At 44.8% G+C, this 18,842-nt stretch carries 11 protein-coding genes; 1 reads left to right on the forward strand and 10 read right to left on the reverse strand.

The annotated features are described in order from the left end of the window. Positions 1 to 97: 97 nt before the first annotated feature. From rhaM to MLE17_RS06045, 10 genes are all read right to left on the reverse strand, one after another. Entirely contained in the window at positions 98 to 412 is a 315-nt protein-coding gene (gene rhaM / locus MLE17_RS06000) for an L-rhamnose mutarotase (RefSeq protein ID WP_243347850.1), read from the reverse strand. A gap of 171 nt (positions 413 to 583) precedes the next feature. After that, positions 584 to 1,987, reverse strand: a complete 1,404-nt coding sequence (locus MLE17_RS06005) for a glycoside hydrolase family 105 protein (protein WP_243347851.1) — start codon at positions 1,985 to 1,987, stop codon at positions 584 to 586. Beyond that, entirely contained in the window at positions 1,984 to 3,225 is a 1,242-nt protein-coding gene (locus MLE17_RS06010) for a glycoside hydrolase family 105 protein (RefSeq protein ID WP_243347852.1), read from the reverse strand. Before MLE17_RS06010 ends, MLE17_RS06005 begins: the two co-directional genes overlap by 4 nt. 158 nt (positions 3,226 to 3,383) lie before the next feature. Further along, positions 3,384 to 4,847 (reverse strand): glycoside hydrolase family 28 protein, encoded by a 1,464-nt coding sequence (locus tag MLE17_RS06015; protein ID WP_243347853.1) that lies wholly within the window; start codon positions 4,845 to 4,847, stop codon positions 3,384 to 3,386. A 389-nt stretch (positions 4,848 to 5,236) separates the two neighbouring features. After that, positions 5,237 to 6,316 (reverse strand): PKD domain-containing protein, encoded by a 1,080-nt coding sequence (locus tag MLE17_RS06020; RefSeq protein WP_243347854.1) that lies wholly within the window; start codon positions 6,314 to 6,316, stop codon positions 5,237 to 5,239. Positions 6,317 to 6,372: 56 nt separating this feature from the next. After that, a complete protein-coding gene (locus tag MLE17_RS06025; RefSeq protein WP_243347855.1) occupies positions 6,373 to 7,131 on the reverse strand; it encodes a DUF4450 domain-containing protein in 759 nt (252 codons plus the stop codon). A gap of 218 nt (positions 7,132 to 7,349) precedes the next feature. After that, positions 7,350 to 8,267, reverse strand: coding sequence for a rhamnogalacturonan acetylesterase (locus tag MLE17_RS06030; RefSeq protein WP_243347856.1), 918 nt, complete (start codon positions 8,265 to 8,267; stop codon positions 7,350 to 7,352). Positions 8,268 to 8,300: 33 nt separating this feature from the next. Continuing rightward, positions 8,301 to 9,734 (reverse strand): glycoside hydrolase family 28 protein, encoded by a 1,434-nt coding sequence (locus MLE17_RS06035; RefSeq protein ID WP_243347857.1) that lies wholly within the window; start codon positions 9,732 to 9,734, stop codon positions 8,301 to 8,303. Between the two features lie 54 nt (positions 9,735 to 9,788). Then, the gene (locus MLE17_RS06040; protein WP_243347858.1) at positions 9,789 to 11,102 is read right to left on the reverse strand and encodes a rhamnogalacturonan acetylesterase; all 1,314 of its coding nucleotides are present in this window, start codon (positions 11,100 to 11,102) and stop codon (positions 9,789 to 9,791) included. Between the two features lie 70 nt (positions 11,103 to 11,172). Further along, positions 11,173 to 14,055, reverse strand: a complete 2,883-nt coding sequence (locus MLE17_RS06045; protein WP_243347859.1) for a sugar-binding domain-containing protein — start codon at positions 14,053 to 14,055, stop codon at positions 11,173 to 11,175. A 417-nt stretch (positions 14,056 to 14,472) separates the two neighbouring features. Between MLE17_RS06045 and MLE17_RS06050 the strand changes: the two genes are divergently transcribed. Beyond that, complete coding sequence (locus MLE17_RS06050) at positions 14,473 to 18,831, forward strand: two-component regulator propeller domain-containing protein (protein ID WP_243347860.1); 4,359 nt, start codon at positions 14,473 to 14,475, stop codon at positions 18,829 to 18,831. The last annotated feature ends 11 nt before the right edge of the window (positions 18,832 to 18,842 follow it).

An 18,842-nucleotide genomic window follows, 5' to 3' on the forward strand; every position in this document is an offset into this window, starting at 1 on the left:
ACACAGAGAAATGCACAGAGAACCACAGCGGTTTTAGACACATTTCGCTGTGGTACTCTGTGAAAAATCTCTGTGGTTCTCTGTGACACCTTAAATTCTACTCCATATAAAATACTTCCGGCAGAGGAATCGAAACCGGAGAGTTATCGGGATTGGTCTCCATAATGTCAGCCATATAAGCCCACCATTTCTGTACGATTTCGGTAGTACCGAGGTCCTGAGAACCGCCATCACCGATGGTTTTCTGTACGGCAAAAAGGATATTGGTCTCTTTATCCCAGAAAATGGAATAATCACACACACCGTTGTCTTTGAGAAGTTGTTTCAACTCAGGCCAGATGGCGTTGTGGCGTTTTTCATACTCGGCTTCGAAGCCCGGTTTCAGGAACATTTTGAATGCTTGTCTTTTCATGATTAGAAAGATTAAGAAGCCTCTCCCCCTACCCCTCTCCTATAGAGAGGGGAGTCGAATGACTTCTGATTATTTAATGATAAATAGATTAGAGATTTAATTAGGATTGCGCGACGACTCCTGCCCTATTGGGTAGGTCCCGAAATAGCTATCGGGAGGGGGTGGGACTTCTCACTCCTCCGCAAATATCGGCTTATCCGTCTTTTGCTGCTTGTGATAAAATTGCACCGCACTGTCATTCATCTTCGGATAAGTGGTTTTCAACAGGCGAATCATTTCACCTCCAGCCAAAATTACCGGACCATAGCCGTGTGCTGCGTATTTGTGTACCGGACGGTAGTAATAGTAAGCAGGGTCAAAACCCATTCCCGTACCCACACAGGTACCTTCCACTTCTCCGGCCTGATTGACCTTCGATTCCACAGCATGCCAGCCCAACATAGCCACAGGGCCGTAAGCCAAAGGATCTATCCATCCTTTGTTGATGGCATGAGCGATACAATAGGTATAAATAGCGGTAGCAGAAGTTTCGAGGTAAGAATCATTGCGGTCGAGCAACTGGTGCCAGAAGCCTTCGCCGGACTGGCAGGCGGCAAGGCCGCGAATGTGAGCACGAAGTAGCTCGAGAATCTTGTCACGTCCGGGATAGTTTTCAGGTAGAGCATCCAGTACTTCGACTTTAGTCAGGATAGCCCAACCGTTGGCACGTCCCCAATGGAAAGCGGGGTGTTCGCTCATCCCCTCTACCCAACCGTGACGGTAAAGTCCTTTTTCTTTGATGAACATGCGGTCGGCAAATTGCAGCACCTGCTTCACCGCTTCGTCGTAGTATTTCTTGTCACCGGTCAGTTTCCCCATATTGGCAATAGCAGGAATAGCCATAAACATATCGTCAAGCCAAACGGAGTTGTACATCGGACGCTTACGGGCAAAGGTTCCATCTGCAAGACGGTACTCTTTGTTCATGACAAAGTCGATGTAGTTGTCAATCATCGCACGGGTGTTGCATTTCAGGCCATCATTCTGCGCTTTTATCATCGCCGAACACATAGCTCCGGCATCATCCAGCGCTTCGGGGTGAATCACCTGGCGAATCTGCGGTTCCACAATGCCTTCTTTGCGAAGCTTCTCAAAATAGGGCGCAACACTGGCCAGAAAATTGAAACGATCCGAAACATATTTCGAATAACGGGCATCACCAGTCGTTTGTGCGGCAAGCAACATGCCCGCATAAGTTACACCCCACTCGTAACTGGCGAGACGAAAGGTGCCCTTTTCAAGCACTGAGTTCTTATCAATCTTGCGGAGGTCGGTAACTTCAGCCTGAGTCTCTTTGTTGATAACTTTAAAAGGAGTTGCCGGTTCGAGGAAAGTAAGGACACGGTCAATTACACCTTTAACCTCTTCGGGAGTGGCTACGCCATAAGGAGTCTTGTACTCCGGCTTCATCAGGTGCATCGGCGTATTGAAGTCATTGACTTTCTCCTTGTTGTGGGAAACGTATTGTGCCTGCCCGTTGAAGGACAGCGCACAAAACGCTCCGCATATTATTAAGGAATGAACTCTGCGTATCATTTCTTCGTTTTTTTGCTAAGTTTCATCATTTCCACACCGGTATGCAGCACAAGTCCGAGACCGTGTTTCTCATTGTCACCCACCGGACGGGTATAGTAGAATACCTGATCATCGGAAATACCGGTTCCAACACAAACATTGGAGAATTTGCCATCGGCCGTAATCTGGTTTTTCTTCAGAGCGTTCCATCCGGCTATTGCAATGGATTTGTAGGTCGGGTCAATCCAGTTGTTGTTCAATGCCTTTGCGATAGTGTAAACGAACATGGCGGTAGCAGAAGACTCTGCATAAGAATCGGGTTTATCCAAAAGCTGGTGCCACATGCCATTAGCATCCTGATAACGGGAAAAACCTACAATCTGACGTTCGAGGTATTTAATCAACTGGGCGCGTTTCGGGTGATTAGCCGGCATCAAATCCAGAAGTTGTGCAGTAGAAACCGCAATCCAGCCGTTGGCACGCCCCCAATAAGCAACACCGTTACGTTTCAGGTCGGTATAATAGCAGTGATAGTAAATCTGTTTGGTAGGGTCCCAAAGCAGGTCTGAAATCTGAAGGATTTGTTTGGCTGCATCGTCAAAATACTTCACATCGCCGGTGAATTTCCCCATACGCGAAAGGAAAGATACGCTCATGTAAACGTCATCAGCCCAAACGGTCATCTTGCGGGGAGTCTTGCGGCAAAGCGTACCGTCAGGTAAACGCTCCTGACCTTTGGTTATGTGGTTCGCAGCCGTTTCAATGTAAGTTTTATACTCAGGTTTCGGAGCGTATTTGTAAACATCAATCACACTGGCACCCATCGAACCGCAATCATCCAGTTCCTTAAAGTGCCAAAGCTGACCAAACGGCCATCTCCAGTGTTTTTCCTTTAAATCTTCGGGTATTCTCTTCTTGAAATATTCATAGTTGGCAAATCCAAATGCGATGTGATTTTTTGCATAGTCAATGTACTTCGGCTCTTTGAGTAATTCACCCAACTCAACCATCGCCATGTTGATAACTCCGTTTGAATAGTGCCATTCACTGAGCGGAGTCGCGAAACCAACCACAGTCCCTTCGGGTATTTCTGCTGTGGAATTATACGTTTTACCGTCTTTCACCCCGACAAACTGGGTAACGGGTTGTTTCAGGATGTTATCAGCCACGCGACGAAGGATGGCTTCATCGGAATCGTTCTGGGCAAATGCCATTCCGGCAAATACTGTCGCACATAAGGTTAAAAGTGTCTTTTTCATATTTGAATTCTGGTTGTTATTCATTATTTAGTTGAACCCCTTCAGGGTTCCGTCGGTCGACTGCTTAACTGCCACGGGTTTCACCCGTGGTTATTCAGATTTAACCACTTCGTGGTTATCGTTGTATGGATAATTCAATCCCTCAATTAATCAATCCCTCAATTCCTAATAGCGGGTTCGTCGCTGTTGATTACTGCGAATTTCTTTGGTGCTTCAGGTTGATTGATGCGGACGTTGTTGAATCGCGAACCTTTCACATCATCCAACTGAATAGACGGACGATAGTCGGGCTGCATAAAGCTGACTTCAACATCTTTTACCTCTATGTTCTTAGCGTGTCGGATATAGAAAGAAGACGAAGGAATGATGCCAAACATCCACGGCTCCGGATAGAGCTTTTCGCTTTCGGGAGGAGTCAGTTTGGCCTGCTCGGCAGTACCTCCGCCTTTGTAAAGGATGCGGATGTTGCTCAATTTCACATCTTCGATGTAATGGCCTGGCAATCCGCTGATGAGACAGCCGTAACGCGAATCGGCATTATAAACGTTGACATTATCAATGGTAATGCGCTTCATGCGACCGACCGGAGTTCCTTCAGGGCTGCGAAGACGGGCTCCTAAACGAAGAAAAATCGGAGAGTTGACAATATCGCGCATGGTCAGATTGCTCACAACAATATCTTCGAGCACACCACCATCAACGGTTTCAAGGGCAAATCCGCGACAACGCTCGAAAACACAATTCGAAATGGCAATATTGCGGAAACCACCGCTCGATTCCGTTCCGCATTTGATGCGACCGGTCACTAATCCCTGGTCAGGTGCCTGCGGTTCATCGCGCTGGAATGTTCCATTTAACACCGAACCGCGGTCATATCCGCTCACGTAGCAGTTGGTAATTGTCACATTCTCGGTATCACGGAAAAATCCGAGACCGTAACTTGCCTTCAACACAATCGCATCGTCCCAGGGAGAATTGACCGAGCAATTCGAGACACGCACATTGCGGCAGCAGTCGATATCGAGTCCGTCGCGATTGGTATCGATCAGCAGATTATCGATGGTCATATTATCCACACCGGTTGCCAACAGGGCAAAGTGTCCGCAATTCAGCATCTTCAGGTCGCGCATCACTACGTTGCGGCAAAGCTTCAGGCTTACCGCTTTGTTTCCCACACCCGGCAGACGGCTTTCGCCACGGGTCAGGCCGTAACCGTTGATAAGTCCTTGTCCGCAGATCGTGATATTCTCCAGATTTTCACCCCAGATCAGACTGTTTTGCCAGTGGCTGTGACCGAAATCCTGGAACTTATTGAAGTCATTCGGCTCGGCAGCATCGTAACCAATGCCATTCTCAGGATAAGCAGCCAATAATGTCGCACCGGCTTCGATTTGCAGCGTGATGTTGCTTTTCAGACGAACAGAATAGCTGGCGTAAGTGCCGGCAGGAAATATGACCGTTCCCCCACCCGACTGCGCTGCGGTTTCGATGGCTTTGTTGATGGCCGGGGAATCGATGGTCTTGCCATCCCCTTTTGCCCCGTAATCTTTTACGTTGTAAAAAGGAGAGGCCTGAAGTTGCAAAGCAACCAAAGAAAGTATTAATACGATATATTTTTTCATAGTTCTTGAATATTCAATTATGTAGTTGGCACACAGATGACACCGATTTGAATCGATTTACACAGATTCGGAAATTCATCTGTCAAAAAATGCCGTCAATTTGGTCTCCAGAAAACTCCGAAGTCAAAATCAACTGTTTTTTTCGTGCCTGGCGCTTCCCGGAGTCGAAAAAAACGGAAAAAGAGCATTCTGGAAAAATCAAGGCTCATCTAAAATTGTTTTTTTGACGCTGGCTTCAGCCAGAGTGAGAAAAAACAGTTGTTCTGGACTTAAAATTTCCCCAAGGACAAAATCAACCGTTTTTTAATGCTATTAATTTCCCAGGCTGGATTTCGACGGTCGGATTTTACACCTGACAGGTTTTGAAAACCTGTCAGGTGTAAAATTCTTCATCGCACCGTCACATCCCACACTTTAGTCAGTTTCGACTTGCCGCCAACGCCTTCCACCGAAAGCGTCACGATATAATGTCCCGCCTCTTTGTAAATATGCTGCGGATGTTGTTCATCTGAAACAGTTCCGTCACCGAAATCCCAATGCCGGGATTTGATTTCGCCGACCGATTCATCTTTGAATGCCACCAACCGGCGTTCCATATCCAATATGGTAAAGCTCCATTTCGCTTCTATCTTTTTGGAAAATGCTGGCTCCGGCGGCATCAGACGAAATGTCCGCAGGTAATCAGCCTGTCCGTACATGGTGTGTTGCGAAGAGAGATTCCAGAAACCGTTTTTATCTTTCGAATTCACATCGTCAAAATCAATCACCGCCCAACTCATGCCGATTTTCTTGTTTTCCTTCAAAACAGAAGGCACCGAACGGGCCGGTTCCGTTCCCGCGTAATCAAACGGGGTAATGAAAAACTCCAGCATCAGTCGTCCTTTTTCGCCCGGCTTAAAGTTGAATCTGTAAGCCGCATTGGCATAAGGCAACTGCTTAATCCAGGACTGGCATCCCCACACCATGCACCAATCTTTCTCAACAGCCGGTGTGAAAATGTGGTAGTTCTGCGCATGAACGCCGTGCATCGAGAAAAAAGCCTCCCACGAATCGACGCCTTTATCCTTCAACGGATGAAAACGGTTGATGAGCGGTCCGCCCGAACGATCGGCATCAACGACCAGTTCGAAAATATCAGCTTCGAGACCCGGACGGGAAAAGTCCCAGTAATTGTCCGTGGCATCGTAGAGGAAATAGAGGCGGTTCTCCCCTTTTACCCAACCAACCTTCACCCGAATATCAGGCGTGGAAACATCGGCTTGTTTATGCACACCCGTATCGTCCCACATATCCTTCGTACCCACCACATACGACTCAGGCACTATAGCCCAATCGGAATCATCCCCGTCAATGCGCGGAATCTGATTGACCGGAAACTGAAAGACTTTGAATTCAGCATCCGGATGCGGTGGCTGCGCTGCAGCGGTCAGGCTGAGGAGCAGCAGAAGGATGAATAATTTCGTTTTCAAACTATTACTTCGTTAAACCTCCAAGGTTTTGAAAACCTTGAAGGTTTTATAACATTCTATTTTTGAATCGCTTTATTAAAAACCCCTTCCAAATGCGAGTAATTATAGTCCGCCTCCTTCGTCTGACGATAGATGCAGATGTAATATTTTTTATTCGGAACAAGAGAAAATTTGCCGGTCAGGGCAGGCGCATCGGTCTTCTTTCCGCTTTTGAAAAATGCCAGCGGAGAAGTTTGCTGGTGAGCATCGGAAAGGATGCTTTCGGTTTCCACCGGGAAGAGCAGGTTGATGGTCTTCAACTTCATGCTTTCACCGTAAAAGATGGTCACGTCGTTACGCTCCACGACGAAAACGTTGTCTTTGCAATATTCGGGTTTCAGACCCGCTTCATTCGCAGCGATTGTTTTTCCGGAAGCAGCTCCGCAAGCCCAGAAGAGTTGCAACCCTTCGGGCGCATTCTCAGCAGAAACCTCGAGAACCAACCCATCGGAAACGGTCGTTGGAACTGATTTTACACGAAGTGTGCCTTTACCCAGCAACACATCCTTGTATTCGTAAATGAGAAAACCGTTTTTATTGGAAAATGTATTCGACTTAAGTTGCTCCGGCCAACGGCTCTCATTTCCCGAAATAATACCGAGACGAAGCGTTCCCGCCATTTCAGGAAATAGAAAAGAGAATTGCGGAACTTTTCCTGCAACAATTTGAGAGGTTGGATTTTGTGTTTTGAGAGTAATCGGAGTGGGCTTGCCCTGAGCTTTCAGGCAAGATATAGAAACAACTAAAAGACACAGCAATGACGCTATTTTTCTCATCGTATCAAACTTTTATGGCGGTTAATATTTGATTTCTACAAAGTTGAAAATTTCAACGGTTTTCCCAAATAGAGAAATGTACAATCCAATGAAAAAACATACAAGAACCTCTTTCCCCTAGTAATGAATTGTCCAAATCGGTATAAATTCCGTTCACCGGTAAAAAATAAGCCCCAGAGAGCATTCCCTGAGGCTATTTTATAACATTGAAACTGATATTACTGTTTAAGCGCTTTGCTTAAGCCGCATCCTTTCAGATTACGAATCCCTTCTGCAACTGTTTTTGCATTGAGGATAGCTCCGGCTTTTGAGGTATGAGTGTGGTCTCCGTAAAACATCAACTGAATAGAATCCTTGCCCATTTTCTCATATTTTGTGGCAATCATATCGTTCAGGTCAATGAAGAACGCTTTTTCCTGAGCAGCGGCCTCTTTGGTCCATTTACCCAGACCGTCAGAGTTGCGGATAACGGTGGTGCTGTCCAATGAGGTAAACATGTTACGCGGAATGTGCGACAACATGATCGGGGTTGCTTTTTTTGCTTTGGTATCTTTGGCTAATTTACGCATGTACCAACCGAAGGTATGAATAGTTTCTGGCTTTCCGGTAGCTTCCATGACCACAGTAGTGTCCTGGTCGCCGTTGCCTTTAAGCACCGCGCGGGCACGACCGGTATTCAACGGTCCCATATCGTTATGTCCGAATTGCATCAGCACATAATCGCCCTTTTGTACAGCCGAAAGCACTTTTTCCCAAAGGCCTTCACCCTGAAAGGTACGGCTACTGCGGCCACCCAATGCGTGGTTTTCCACGGATACTTTTGTTGTATCCAGAAAATCCGACAGGAAGTGTCCCCATCCCCACTGGCTATTGCTACCGTCATCTTTACCGTTTTTCACGGTCGAATCACCGATTACAAAAACCACCGGACGGCCTTTCTTGCGCGTGTAGCCTGCTTTCTTACCTTGCGGAGCTTTCTTGGGGTCAGCACCGGATTTCAATCCTAAAGCGTCTTCACCTGTGATTTTACTTTTACCTTGTTGTTCAGCTTTTGGCTGTTCTGCATTCTGAGCGGCTACCGAAACTGAAAACATCAACATCAGCGCGGCAAAAAAGCTCATCTTAAATACCCTCATTCTAAATAGGATTTATGTGAATTTCAAATGGTTTTATTCAAATACGACATTCTCGCATTTCTCCAGCTTTATTCTGGTGGTATCCGAGAATACAAAGTTAGTTATCTCCCAATCTTTTGCATACACTATACTTCCGGGTTTATTGGTGTGAATCTCAATATCCCTGAAATGGAAGTTGGTCAGCAGGGAATTATTAGCGCCTGCCGCGACCAGTGCTTGCTTCGCATTGCTGGCATGAATATTTGACATATAGACATTGCGGAAAGTTGGAACTCCCAACGACTCTGGTTCTACCTTTTCCAACATCACCTTCCAGTGGCAGGGAATCTCCTTCCCTTCGTATTCAGCCGGAAGAGTCGAATAGCTGTAGGTTGGATTCCAGTTAAGTGATGTCTCGATGGCTGTACCCACATCGGCCATTTCCACGTTGTGGATATAAATATTCTCGGTAACACCGCCCCGTGTCATTGCCGATTTCAGACGCAACCCTACACCGGTACCTGCTGCTTTCAGGTTATAGGCCGCAATATTACGAATTCCGCCGGAAGTTTCGCTACCGCAGGTAAACAAACCACCGCCCGCACCCGAAACGCAATTGCGAATCACCACATATTCTGTCGGTCGGTTTACCCGAAGACCATCGGCATCACGACCGGATTTGAGACAGAAATTATCATCATTGCAATCAATATAGCTGTTCTCTACCAAAATACGACTGGATGAGTCTATATCGACACCATCGGTACTTGGTCCATGACCATCAACATTATTGAGAATAGTCACGCCATGAACGGTACATTTATTGGAATAAAGTAGTTGGATTGTCCAAAAGCCGGATTGTTTAAATGTCAGACCCGAAATTGTTACATTTTCAGAATTAGCCACGACAAGGGTACGCGGACGTTTGCAATCGTAATCGACAATCCAGCGTAATCCTCTAGCCTCGTAATCCTTGCGCATTGTCCAGTATTTATCCCAGAAAGGCTTACCCTGAGCATGAACGGTTCCTTTACCGGTAACAGCCGCTTTACTTGCATTCATCACATTAATCAATCCTGCCGGCCAAACCATCTCGATACCCGCTACACGGGTCAGCAATTCGGGATAATCCTCCAGGTTTTGGCTTCCGAGCAGTGTTACATTTTTATCAACGCGGAGATTTACTCCGTTTTTCAGAAAAATCGAACCGGTCAGATATTCCCCGGCAGGAAAAGTAACTATACCTCCGCCATTCCGGGCACATTCGTCAATGGCCGCCTGGATTGCTTTTGTATTTAGGGTCTTTCCGTCTCCTACCGCTCCGTATTTTGCAACGGAATATATCTTTTTCACTTTGGGAAATTCCTTCGCACCAACCTCTTTTATCCAGGTCAATGAAGGATATACCTTCAATATGGATTCGCGCTTGCCTGCCACAAGACAGGTAGTGGAAAACAGAACCAACCAGAACAAAAGAGATTTTTTCATCAGCAACATATAAACTTGTTTATTACCTAATATCTATTGAATATACCTATCGAATTAATTACCATCAGGCTTAACTACAGACGCAAACGGACTAAGGGGCAAATGGAATTTTTCAAAATCATCCGGTTTAGCCGGGTCAAAAGTCTTATAGTCAGAACGCAGATAGGTCATGAAACCCAATCGAGCCTTTTGGGCTCCCTCAATAATACATTTGGCCAACTCATAACCACCGTAACTATTGAAGTGAGTATTATCTGCCAATGGCTTGCTCTGACCTTCAAACGTTCCTGCCGGATAATGCACAAACGCCTTAATTGACTTCTCAGGGCCCCAAGCCTCATATAAAGTTTTGCTCATGGCATTAAGGTCAATGAGGGCGATCTTTTCTTCGACTGCCACCTGACGTGCGGCTTCGGGATAATCGCCCAGAGTATTGACCACTCTACCATCACCATCAAAATTTCTTCTATGCATCGAAGTAACAATCACCGGAGTAGCACCTCGTTTGCGTGCTTCTGCAATAAATTGTTTCAACGTCTTTTTATACGATGTAAAAGGTCCGATACCTTCTCCTTTCTGTTTCTGGTCATTGTGACCAAACTCCATGAAGATGTAATCTCCTTTTTTCATTTGAGTCAAAAGCTTAGCCAATCGCTTCACACCAATAAATGTCGATGCTGTTTCTCCCGATTCGGCATAGTTGGCAATGGCAACACCTTTGCCAAAGAAACGGGTAAACATCTGTCCCCAACCACACCAGGGCTCGTTATCCTGGTCAACCACGGTTGAATTTCCACAAAGGAATACCGTCGGCACATCAGCCTTGGTAATCTCTAATGCTACTACCGATGGGTGCTCGTCATTAAATTCGAGCGTCAGTTTATTATCCCAGTTCAGCTTACCGATTTCACGGGGTTTTATCTTAACCGTATCCGTTGCAGAGATACGGTGATTACGGATATTCACGGTAAAAGTCTGTGTTGAAAACTCTCCTTTTTTAGTGGCAACATGTTCCAGCATCAGACGACGTGATTCAGCCCGAACGGTTGTTAATGAAGCCTTCTTCGCATCTCCGAGAATCACTTTAACATTGTAATTTCCTTCCGGGAGGTTTACTGAAAAATAGAACGGTTTTCCGCCACAAACTCCATCAGAGGTCAACGCGTTTTTACCTCCACGGTCAAAAGCTTCGGGTGTAGTCCCCAAATCAAAACCGTACCCTTTACTGTCTGAGAACTTATCAGCCGGTGTAACGGCTACATAACCTTTTTCTGTATTCGCTGTTCCAAAGTCGAATTTCCATTCAGTCTGCTGTGCCTGTATTAAAGACGATGCCGCGAGGAGCAATACTCCAAGTATGTATTTCATTTATTGATTCTTTTATTTCAAATTCCACATCAAATGAACATGTTTCATAAGGACTTCAATCCCTCATTCCTTATTTCACACCCTTCTTCAACTCATCCGGGCTGCTTTTCGAGTAAGAGCTGATCGCTGCAGCCTCTTTGGTAAAGAGGTCTTTGATTTGTTGAATATCTACGGTATTTTCAGGGCGGAACTTATCCGACTGCATGTAATTTACAATCGAGCGGTACAGACTTTCAGCTACCGGACGCTCTAACAGGTTCTTTTTCAAATCACAAGAGGTAATCATCAGTTTCCCTTTGCCAACGTTTGCTTCCAGTAACATTGCCAGTTTACGGTTGATAAACCAGGTATCAATCGGCTGAACAATCGGTTGGAAACCTTTCGGGAAATCAGTCAGCAACATGGTCTGCGCTTTATTAATCAGCTCCCACCATTGCATATTTCCCCACGCTTCGGTCACAAAATCTTTAAAAACCGGATGATAATTATTGATGAAAACACCGGTTGTATGCGGAGGACGCATTTTAAACCAGGAAGTATTCCAGAAAGCAGGCTGATACTGTTGTACCACATCTTTTCCGTATTTGATTTTTCCGGCAGCCAGTATCAGGACTTTCCCTCCGTCATTCAGAATTTTAGTAGCCTTTGCATCCAAAGAATCGGTAACGTAAATACCGGCAGTATTTACCTGCTCTTTTTGTTCTGGATACACCCAGAAATCCCAGTCATTCACAAAATCAGTTCCTTCAATGGAGATTTCCAGATTCAGTTTAGCAGCTGATTGGAATTCCGATAAATCCAGTTTTACTTCTCCCAAATCGAAATTGTTTCCTACCGGAATATCTTTCACGGACAATAAGCCTTGTTTTACCACTAATCCATAAGCATCTTTGATTCGCCAGATAGTTTTAGCATTAGGTAACTTTTCTCTGCCGAAGTGAGCTACCTCAACTTTCGTATTTAGCGTTTCATTGTTTCGGAAAACGAATTTATCCATACGTACCAACGGCACAGTAGAGTTACAGAAGCGACGGAACTGAGGACCGGTCATGTACCCCTTATTATCCCAAAAAGCATCCAATACGCCTACCAATGCCGTTCCCTGACCGGAGTAATCATTGAGTCCAAGCAATTGGAATCCGGCATAATCGGGAGTGCGCAACGTTTTCTCTATTTCATGTTTGTAGCACAATACCTGTAGTTTTCCTGATGCCATCAGAAATTCGTGGCTCAAATCAGCCATATCGTTGTCTGCCAGGTCTTCTTTGAAAAGCTCGAAGTTTTTGGCACGGGTTACCCCGGTATATTTTTTGATTTCATCGAAATTCGGGAAAACGCACCACTGACCGGTCTCATGAGAAACGTAAGGTTGTTTTACAGTATCAATTCTATCCCGATAATCAGACATTGACTCCGGACGGCCACCGCTCCAGGTCAGGCCCCGGGCCCCGGCTTTCACATGATATTGACTCTTCGGCTGCCATGCCCAGCCATTGCCTACTGATGCTCCGGTGTACAAGCGACGTGAATCTGTCGCTTTCCAGTAATCTACAAATTTACTTACCCAGGAAACCCAGGCTCCACGCGGTTCATTTCCGGCTGACAGGAAGGTAAATGAAGCAAAGTTGCCATACTCTTTCACCATACGTTTGGTTTCATCCATGAGGTAGGTATCAATCGGTAGTCCTTTACCCAATTGGGTACTGTGGTTCGGCCAACTCGGACCTTCCGGTTGAAGGTACATACCCACTCGGTCTGCGGCTTTGAAGGCTGCTTCCGGCGGACAGAATGAGTGAAAACGCATGTGGTTCAATCCGTACGCTTTGCAAATACGGAATACCCGTTCCCATGAAGGTTCGTCCATCGGAGCATATCCTGTAAGCGGGAAAAGACAGTTTTCAACAGTTCCACGCAGAACCGTTTTATGACCATTTACGTAGAAATATTTTCCATGAATGCTCATTTCACGCATACCAAACTCAACGGTCTTAGCATCAGTCTCTTTCCCGAAAGTCAATGTCGCGGAAAGATTGTATAGAGCAGGGTCAAACTCATCCCAGGTCAACACCCCTTCACCCATTTGGAGGGTTGTAGTCACTTCGTTTTCTTTTCCGGAAACGGTGAAAGGTACTTCGACCGGAGAAATTGAATGAGACTTATTGCTGTTGAAGCTTTTAACTGATAAGGTGATTTTACCGGAAGCAGGTTTACCACTCTCGTTCATCACTTTGATTTTGACCAAAGCTGTCTTATTTTTCAGATTAGGATATACCTGAATATCATCGAACCCAACGGGTGAACCGGCACGCAATTGAAGTGCGCCCACCATCCCGTTCCAGTTTCCCTGGGTGTGGTCTGTCACGCTATGTGAGTTTTGACCAACATCGATATCCTTCATGCGGTTATCAATACGCACGGTGATACGATGTTTGCCCGGCTTAATTGCAGAAGTAATGTCAAATACGTGAGGAATCACCAGTGAATTTTGAGAACCCACTTCTACATTATCCACCCAAACACGGGTAATGAAGTGCGGACGTTCCAGGTAAAGAACCACACGCTCGCCTTTCCAGGAAGAAGGAATCACAACATCTTTCTGGTACCAGGCCAATCCGACGTAATGTTTCAGCTGAGTCAACCAGAATGGCATCTTGATATTGCCGGGTTGACGGTACTTTTCCATTTTGGGATTAAAATACCAGGAACTATCGTAGATGCTACCGGTAAATTTCGTTTTCAGGTCAATATCAAACCCCTTCAGGTTCTCGACCATTGAACCGGGTAGTTTAATGGAGTCATTCAGCTTTTTTGAGAACCATTTTTCAGAAAGGCCCTGATCGTTTTGGTCCATGGCAAAAGCCCATTTACCTTTCAGGTCAATAACTTTTGATGATGCCGAATATATCTGGTTAAAAGCAATTAATGCAATAAGCAATAGCAGTGTTTTTCTCATAGTTTTATGGTAGTTTCGCTTTTCTGATTTTTTAAGTCTGATTTATTTAGTTATTGTCCGACTGAAGGTTTTCAAATTAGTTTAAATATCATATTAGATTTATCCGGATAAACTTAAAACAGGTTGCAACGTTATTTCCCTAAGCTGTGGATAACACATTAAAACGCCGGAACAAAATCACCTAACATTGGATAATGCAAAAGAACAATGAACTCCCCTCATATAAAATGGAAAAACGTACAGATGAATGAATAATAATCCAAGCGGTTGTATTTGTCGTATCGATATTTGTACAGATACGTGAGACAAATAATACACTGATCCATACAATCTGATAATTAACCATTATAGACATGATATAAATCATGTATCTTTGTCCAATTAATAAGACCTTTAATCCTTAAAACTACAAGAAAAATGCGTTTGATAAGCTGTATCAAGTTTACTCTGTTTATAGCGCTGTTTCCGCTTCTTTCCTTTGCTGAAGGCCAACCCACATTTGAACGTCTGACAACAAACGATGGATTGTCTCATAATACGATCCGGGATCTGCTCAAAGATAACACCGGTTTCTTATGGTGCGCTACGCTCAACGGACTCGATCGTTTCGATGGTATTAAGTTCAAAAGCTTTAAGCCCGAGACCGGAAATACCTCATCCCTCTCCAGTGGAAAGCTAAAAGAGCTCAATCTTGATAGTAAAGGAAATATCTGGATCAGGACTTATGCAGATCTCTATCATTGCTATGACCCGAGAAAAGGGAAATTCATTCCGATATTTGAGAATAAGACATTACGGAACACTAAGTTCAACCTCTTTTACGAGGATAGTCAGCATAATATCTGGCTGGGGAGCGCAACTGCCGGATGTGTAAAGATTTCTTTTGGTGAGGATAAAATCGACACGAAGATATATTCCACCAATCAACAAATCAATCGCATTCCTTCGGAAAAAGTTTACGATATCCTTGAAGATAAAAACCACAACGTCTGGTTTCTGACCGCAAAAGGTATTGTCATGACCATTAACGGACAAGTGGTTAACACAATCTTTTCGGGCAAACAGGCTGTCCCATTTTTCAAAGCTTATGAGTTAAACAATAAGGTTTACTTCATTTCTCAAAGAGGAAAAGTCGTAGATTATGATCTGAAAACCCGCAAGTTTGGAAAAATGGCGGAACTAGCCAATTGTGAGATTATCAAGACAGCTGTACTCAGTCCGACCCAACTTCTACTATTAACACGGAGTCAGGGAATCTTAATTTACAATACCTATACCGCTCAATTCTCACCGGAAGAGACGATATTCGGAGAGAAAATATACGGTTTACCGAATGTCCAGACAGATAGATTCGGGGATCTGTGGGTTTATAATCGTACTGGTAATGTATGGATGTATAATCCGCAGAACAGAAAAGTTGTGAAACTTACACTTTTGCCATCCGCTATGCTTCAACTGATTGATGAAGAAAGATATCAGTTTTTGGGAGACCGCCACGGGAACGTCTGGATAACCACATATGGAAATGGTCTGTATTGTTATAACCGAGCCAACGGGACTTTGGAACATTATGTGTCAGAACCCAACAATCCCTATTCATTGTCATCCAATTATTTGTTGTCAATCGCATTAGATGATTTCAACAACATCTGGATCGGGACTGAATATATGGGACTGAATAAAATCTCATTCTCATACCGAAATGTACAAACCGTTTACCCGGCACCTCTCAACTCGGGAAGAAACGGCAATACAATTAAGGCTTTACTCGAAGACAACAATCGAAACATCTGGGTTGCTACAAAAGCCGGAAGTCTCTACCAATACGATCCTACTCTATCAACCCGGAAAACTGTTTTCGAAAATGGATCCAACATCTACGGTATGTACCAGGATAAAGAGGGGACTATCTGGATGGCCTCTAAAGGAAACGGACTCTATGAACTAAAGGGGGGATCATTTGCCAATGCCATAAACTACCGGAAAACAGATTCTCCCTCAAGCCTGAGCAATAATCAGGTTTATTCCATGCTTAAAGACCGAAAAGGCCGCCTTTGGGTAGCTACCTTTGGAGGGGGAATTTGTGTAAAGACCTCTCCATCCGGAGTCAATGAGTTCAGAACCTTTTTCAATGATGATGACTGGCTCAAAAACATCCGCTATCTCATGATGGACAGAAGGGGCGAGATCTGGGCCGGAACAAGCAACGGAGTGTTCCGTTTTAATCCTGACGCCCTATTGAAAAATCCTAAAGCCTACAAACATTACACCTTTGACATAGAAGACAAAACAAGTCTCAGCAATCCTGAAATCCGCTATATTTATGAAGATTCCAAAGGGGGAATCTGGTTAGCAACAGCCGGAGGGGGATTGAATCAGTTTATGGGCGAAAACGAAAAAGGGCAAGGCATCTTTAAGGTTTTTGGCACACATCAGGGTATGGCGAACGATAATATTATGGCCATTCAGGAAGACAAATCAGGCTGCCTCTGGATCAGTACGGAAAGTGGATTACACAAGTACAATCCGAAAACCAATCTTTTCCAGAACTACAATTTCTCAAATGATTTTTCTGCCAATATCTTTTCCGAGGCTGCGGCACTGACCTGTCGCAATGGAAAGATGTTGTGGGGTAGCCTCAACGGTTTCTATGCCTTTTTTCCGAATAAACTCAACGAAAGCTACCGGGGAAAAAACAGAGTCGTGCTTACCGGGTTATTAATTTTCGATGAAGATGCCCCAATCGGTGAAAAGGGCGCTCCTCTGAAGAAAGCCATTACTTTTGCCGATAAGATTGTTCTGAAAGCTGCTGACAAGGTTTTCCACATCGAATTTGCCAATCTTAATTTCAAGAATCCGAAAGCTAACCAGTATATGTATATGCTGGAAAATTATGAAAAGCGCTGGAACGTATCGGGCTCATACAACGTGGCCACCTATCGCAACGTGCCTCCGGGCAAATATACATTTATGGTCAAATCGGCCAACAGTGAAGGGGGGTGGGACGATAATGTTACTACGATAGAGGTGATTATCGAACCTCCGTTCTGGAGGTCAAACATTGCCATCCTCCTCTACATTATCTTGCTGGGCGCCGCCGGATATTTCGCCTATGGGTTGATTACGAAATTCCATCGTCTGAATAACGCAGTAAAACTGGAGCGCCAGTTGACCGATTATAAATTGCGTTTCTTTACCAATATCAGTCACGAATTCCGTACTCCGCTTACCCTGATTAAGGGTAGTGTAGATACCCTGAATGAACTGAAAAGCAAAATGGCGGATCCGTTGCAACATCTGGTGGAAGGGTTGGATAAAAACACCACGCACCTGATGCGTTTGATTGACCAGTTACTGGAATTCCGTAAGCTTCAGAACAACAAGCAGAAACTGAACCTTCAAAAGGTAGAAGCGGTTAAATTCCTCAAAGAGATATTCATCAGCTTCAGTGATGTCGCCGCTAAAATGAACATCGAATACAGATTCCTGCCTTCTCCGGATATGATTCCGATCTATCTGGATAAAAACAAGGTCGATAAAATCGTATTTAATCTCTTGTCAAATGCCTTCAAATTTACCCCCCGTGGTGGGAATATCACGCTGACTGCCGAAGAAGACGATGCGGCAAACGTTTTGCGAATCTCTGTAGCAGATAATGGAATCGGTATCCCCAAAGAGAAACAGGATCTGCTTTTCAGCCGGTTTATGCAGATTAATTTCTCGGTAACGGGCACTGGCATCGGATTATCTCTGGTCAATGAATTTACGACATTGCACAAAGGGAAAGTCAGTTTTGCCGAAAACGAAGGAGGTGGCTCTGTTTTCACCATCGAACTTCCGTTAGAGAATCATATTTACGAAAAGGATGATTTTGTAAATGAGCAGGTGGTTGTTACGGGTAGTGACAATAAAAAAGAGGTGATGAATCTCTCTGAATTTATTGAAAATGGTAATGAGACGTTGCTCAACCTGCTTCCGAATGTACCGAGTGCGGATACCAAATACAAAGTACTGGTGATCGATGATAACGATGATATCCGTAATTTCCTCACTGAAAAGCTCAGCCCTCACTTTGAAGTAATCACGGCTGAAGATGGGAATATCGGTATCAAGCGCAGTATGGAAGATGACCCCGACTTGATCATCTGCGACGTGATGATGCCGGGTATGAACGGATTTGAACTGACCCGGAAGCTGAAAGATAACTTCGCTACTTGCCACATCCCGGTAGTGTTACTCACGGCCTACATTGCCGATGAATACAATACCGAAGGAATCGAAGCCGGAGCGGATGCCTATATCACGAAGCCGTTCAGCATGAATCACCTGATGCTTCAGATCAATAAGTTGCTGGAAAAACGCGAACGTCTGCGCAAACATTACGGCAACAATGCGCCAATTGCAGAAGCTGAACCTGAGACTTTCAACCAAATCCCGGACAGAGACAGCCAGTTCCTGACGCTCGTGGAAGAGATTATGGATAAGAACCTCGACAATCCCGATTTCTCAGTAGATGAATTTGCTCAAATGACAAATACCGGCCGGACGCTCTTCTTCAAGAAGATCAAATATCTGACTGGTTATTCGCCAAACGAATTTATCCGTAACCGGAGGATGAAAAAGGCCGCCGAGTTGCTGATGACGCAGAAATACAACGTTTCGGAAGTCTCATACATGGTGGGTATCAACGACCCATTCTATTTCAGTAAATGCTTCAAAGCGCAGTACGGATGCTCGCCATCCCGCTTCCCTGAAGATTACAAGAAAGAGAGCTAAAACAGATGATA

This window comes from Parabacteroides sp. FAFU027 (assembly GCF_022808675.1).
GTDB lineage: Bacteria > Bacteroidota > Bacteroidia > Bacteroidales > UBA7332 > CAXXIC01.

Excerpts from the sequence above, each read along its gene's own strand:
- rhaM (WP_243347850.1), bottom strand. The coding sequence starts at position 412 with ATGAAAAGACAAGCATTCAAAATGTTCCTGAAACCGGGCTTCGAAGCC.
- MLE17_RS06005 (WP_243347851.1), bottom strand. The coding sequence starts at position 1,987 with ATGATACGCAGAGTTCATTCCTTAATAATATGCGGAGCGTTTTGTGCG.
- MLE17_RS06010 (WP_243347852.1), bottom strand. The coding sequence starts at position 3,225 with ATGAAAAAGACACTTTTAACCTTATGTGCGACAGTATTTGCCGGAATG.
- MLE17_RS06015 (WP_243347853.1), bottom strand. The coding sequence starts at position 4,847 with ATGAAAAAATATATCGTATTAATACTTTCTTTGGTTGCTTTGCAACTT.
- MLE17_RS06025 (WP_243347855.1), bottom strand. The coding sequence starts at position 7,131 with ATGAGAAAAATAGCGTCATTGCTGTGTCTTTTAGTTGTTTCTATATCT.
- MLE17_RS06030 (WP_243347856.1), bottom strand. The coding sequence starts at position 8,267 with ATGAGGGTATTTAAGATGAGCTTTTTTGCCGCGCTGATGTTGATGTTT.
- MLE17_RS06035 (WP_243347857.1), bottom strand. The coding sequence starts at position 9,734 with ATGAAAAAATCTCTTTTGTTCTGGTTGGTTCTGTTTTCCACTACCTGT.
- MLE17_RS06040 (WP_243347858.1), bottom strand. The coding sequence starts at position 11,102 with ATGAAATACATACTTGGAGTATTGCTCCTCGCGGCATCGTCTTTAATA.
- MLE17_RS06045 (WP_243347859.1), bottom strand. The coding sequence starts at position 14,055 with ATGAGAAAAACACTGCTATTGCTTATTGCATTAATTGCTTTTAACCAG.
- MLE17_RS06050 (WP_243347860.1), top strand. The coding sequence starts at position 14,473 with ATGCGTTTGATAAGCTGTATCAAGTTTACTCTGTTTATAGCGCTGTTT.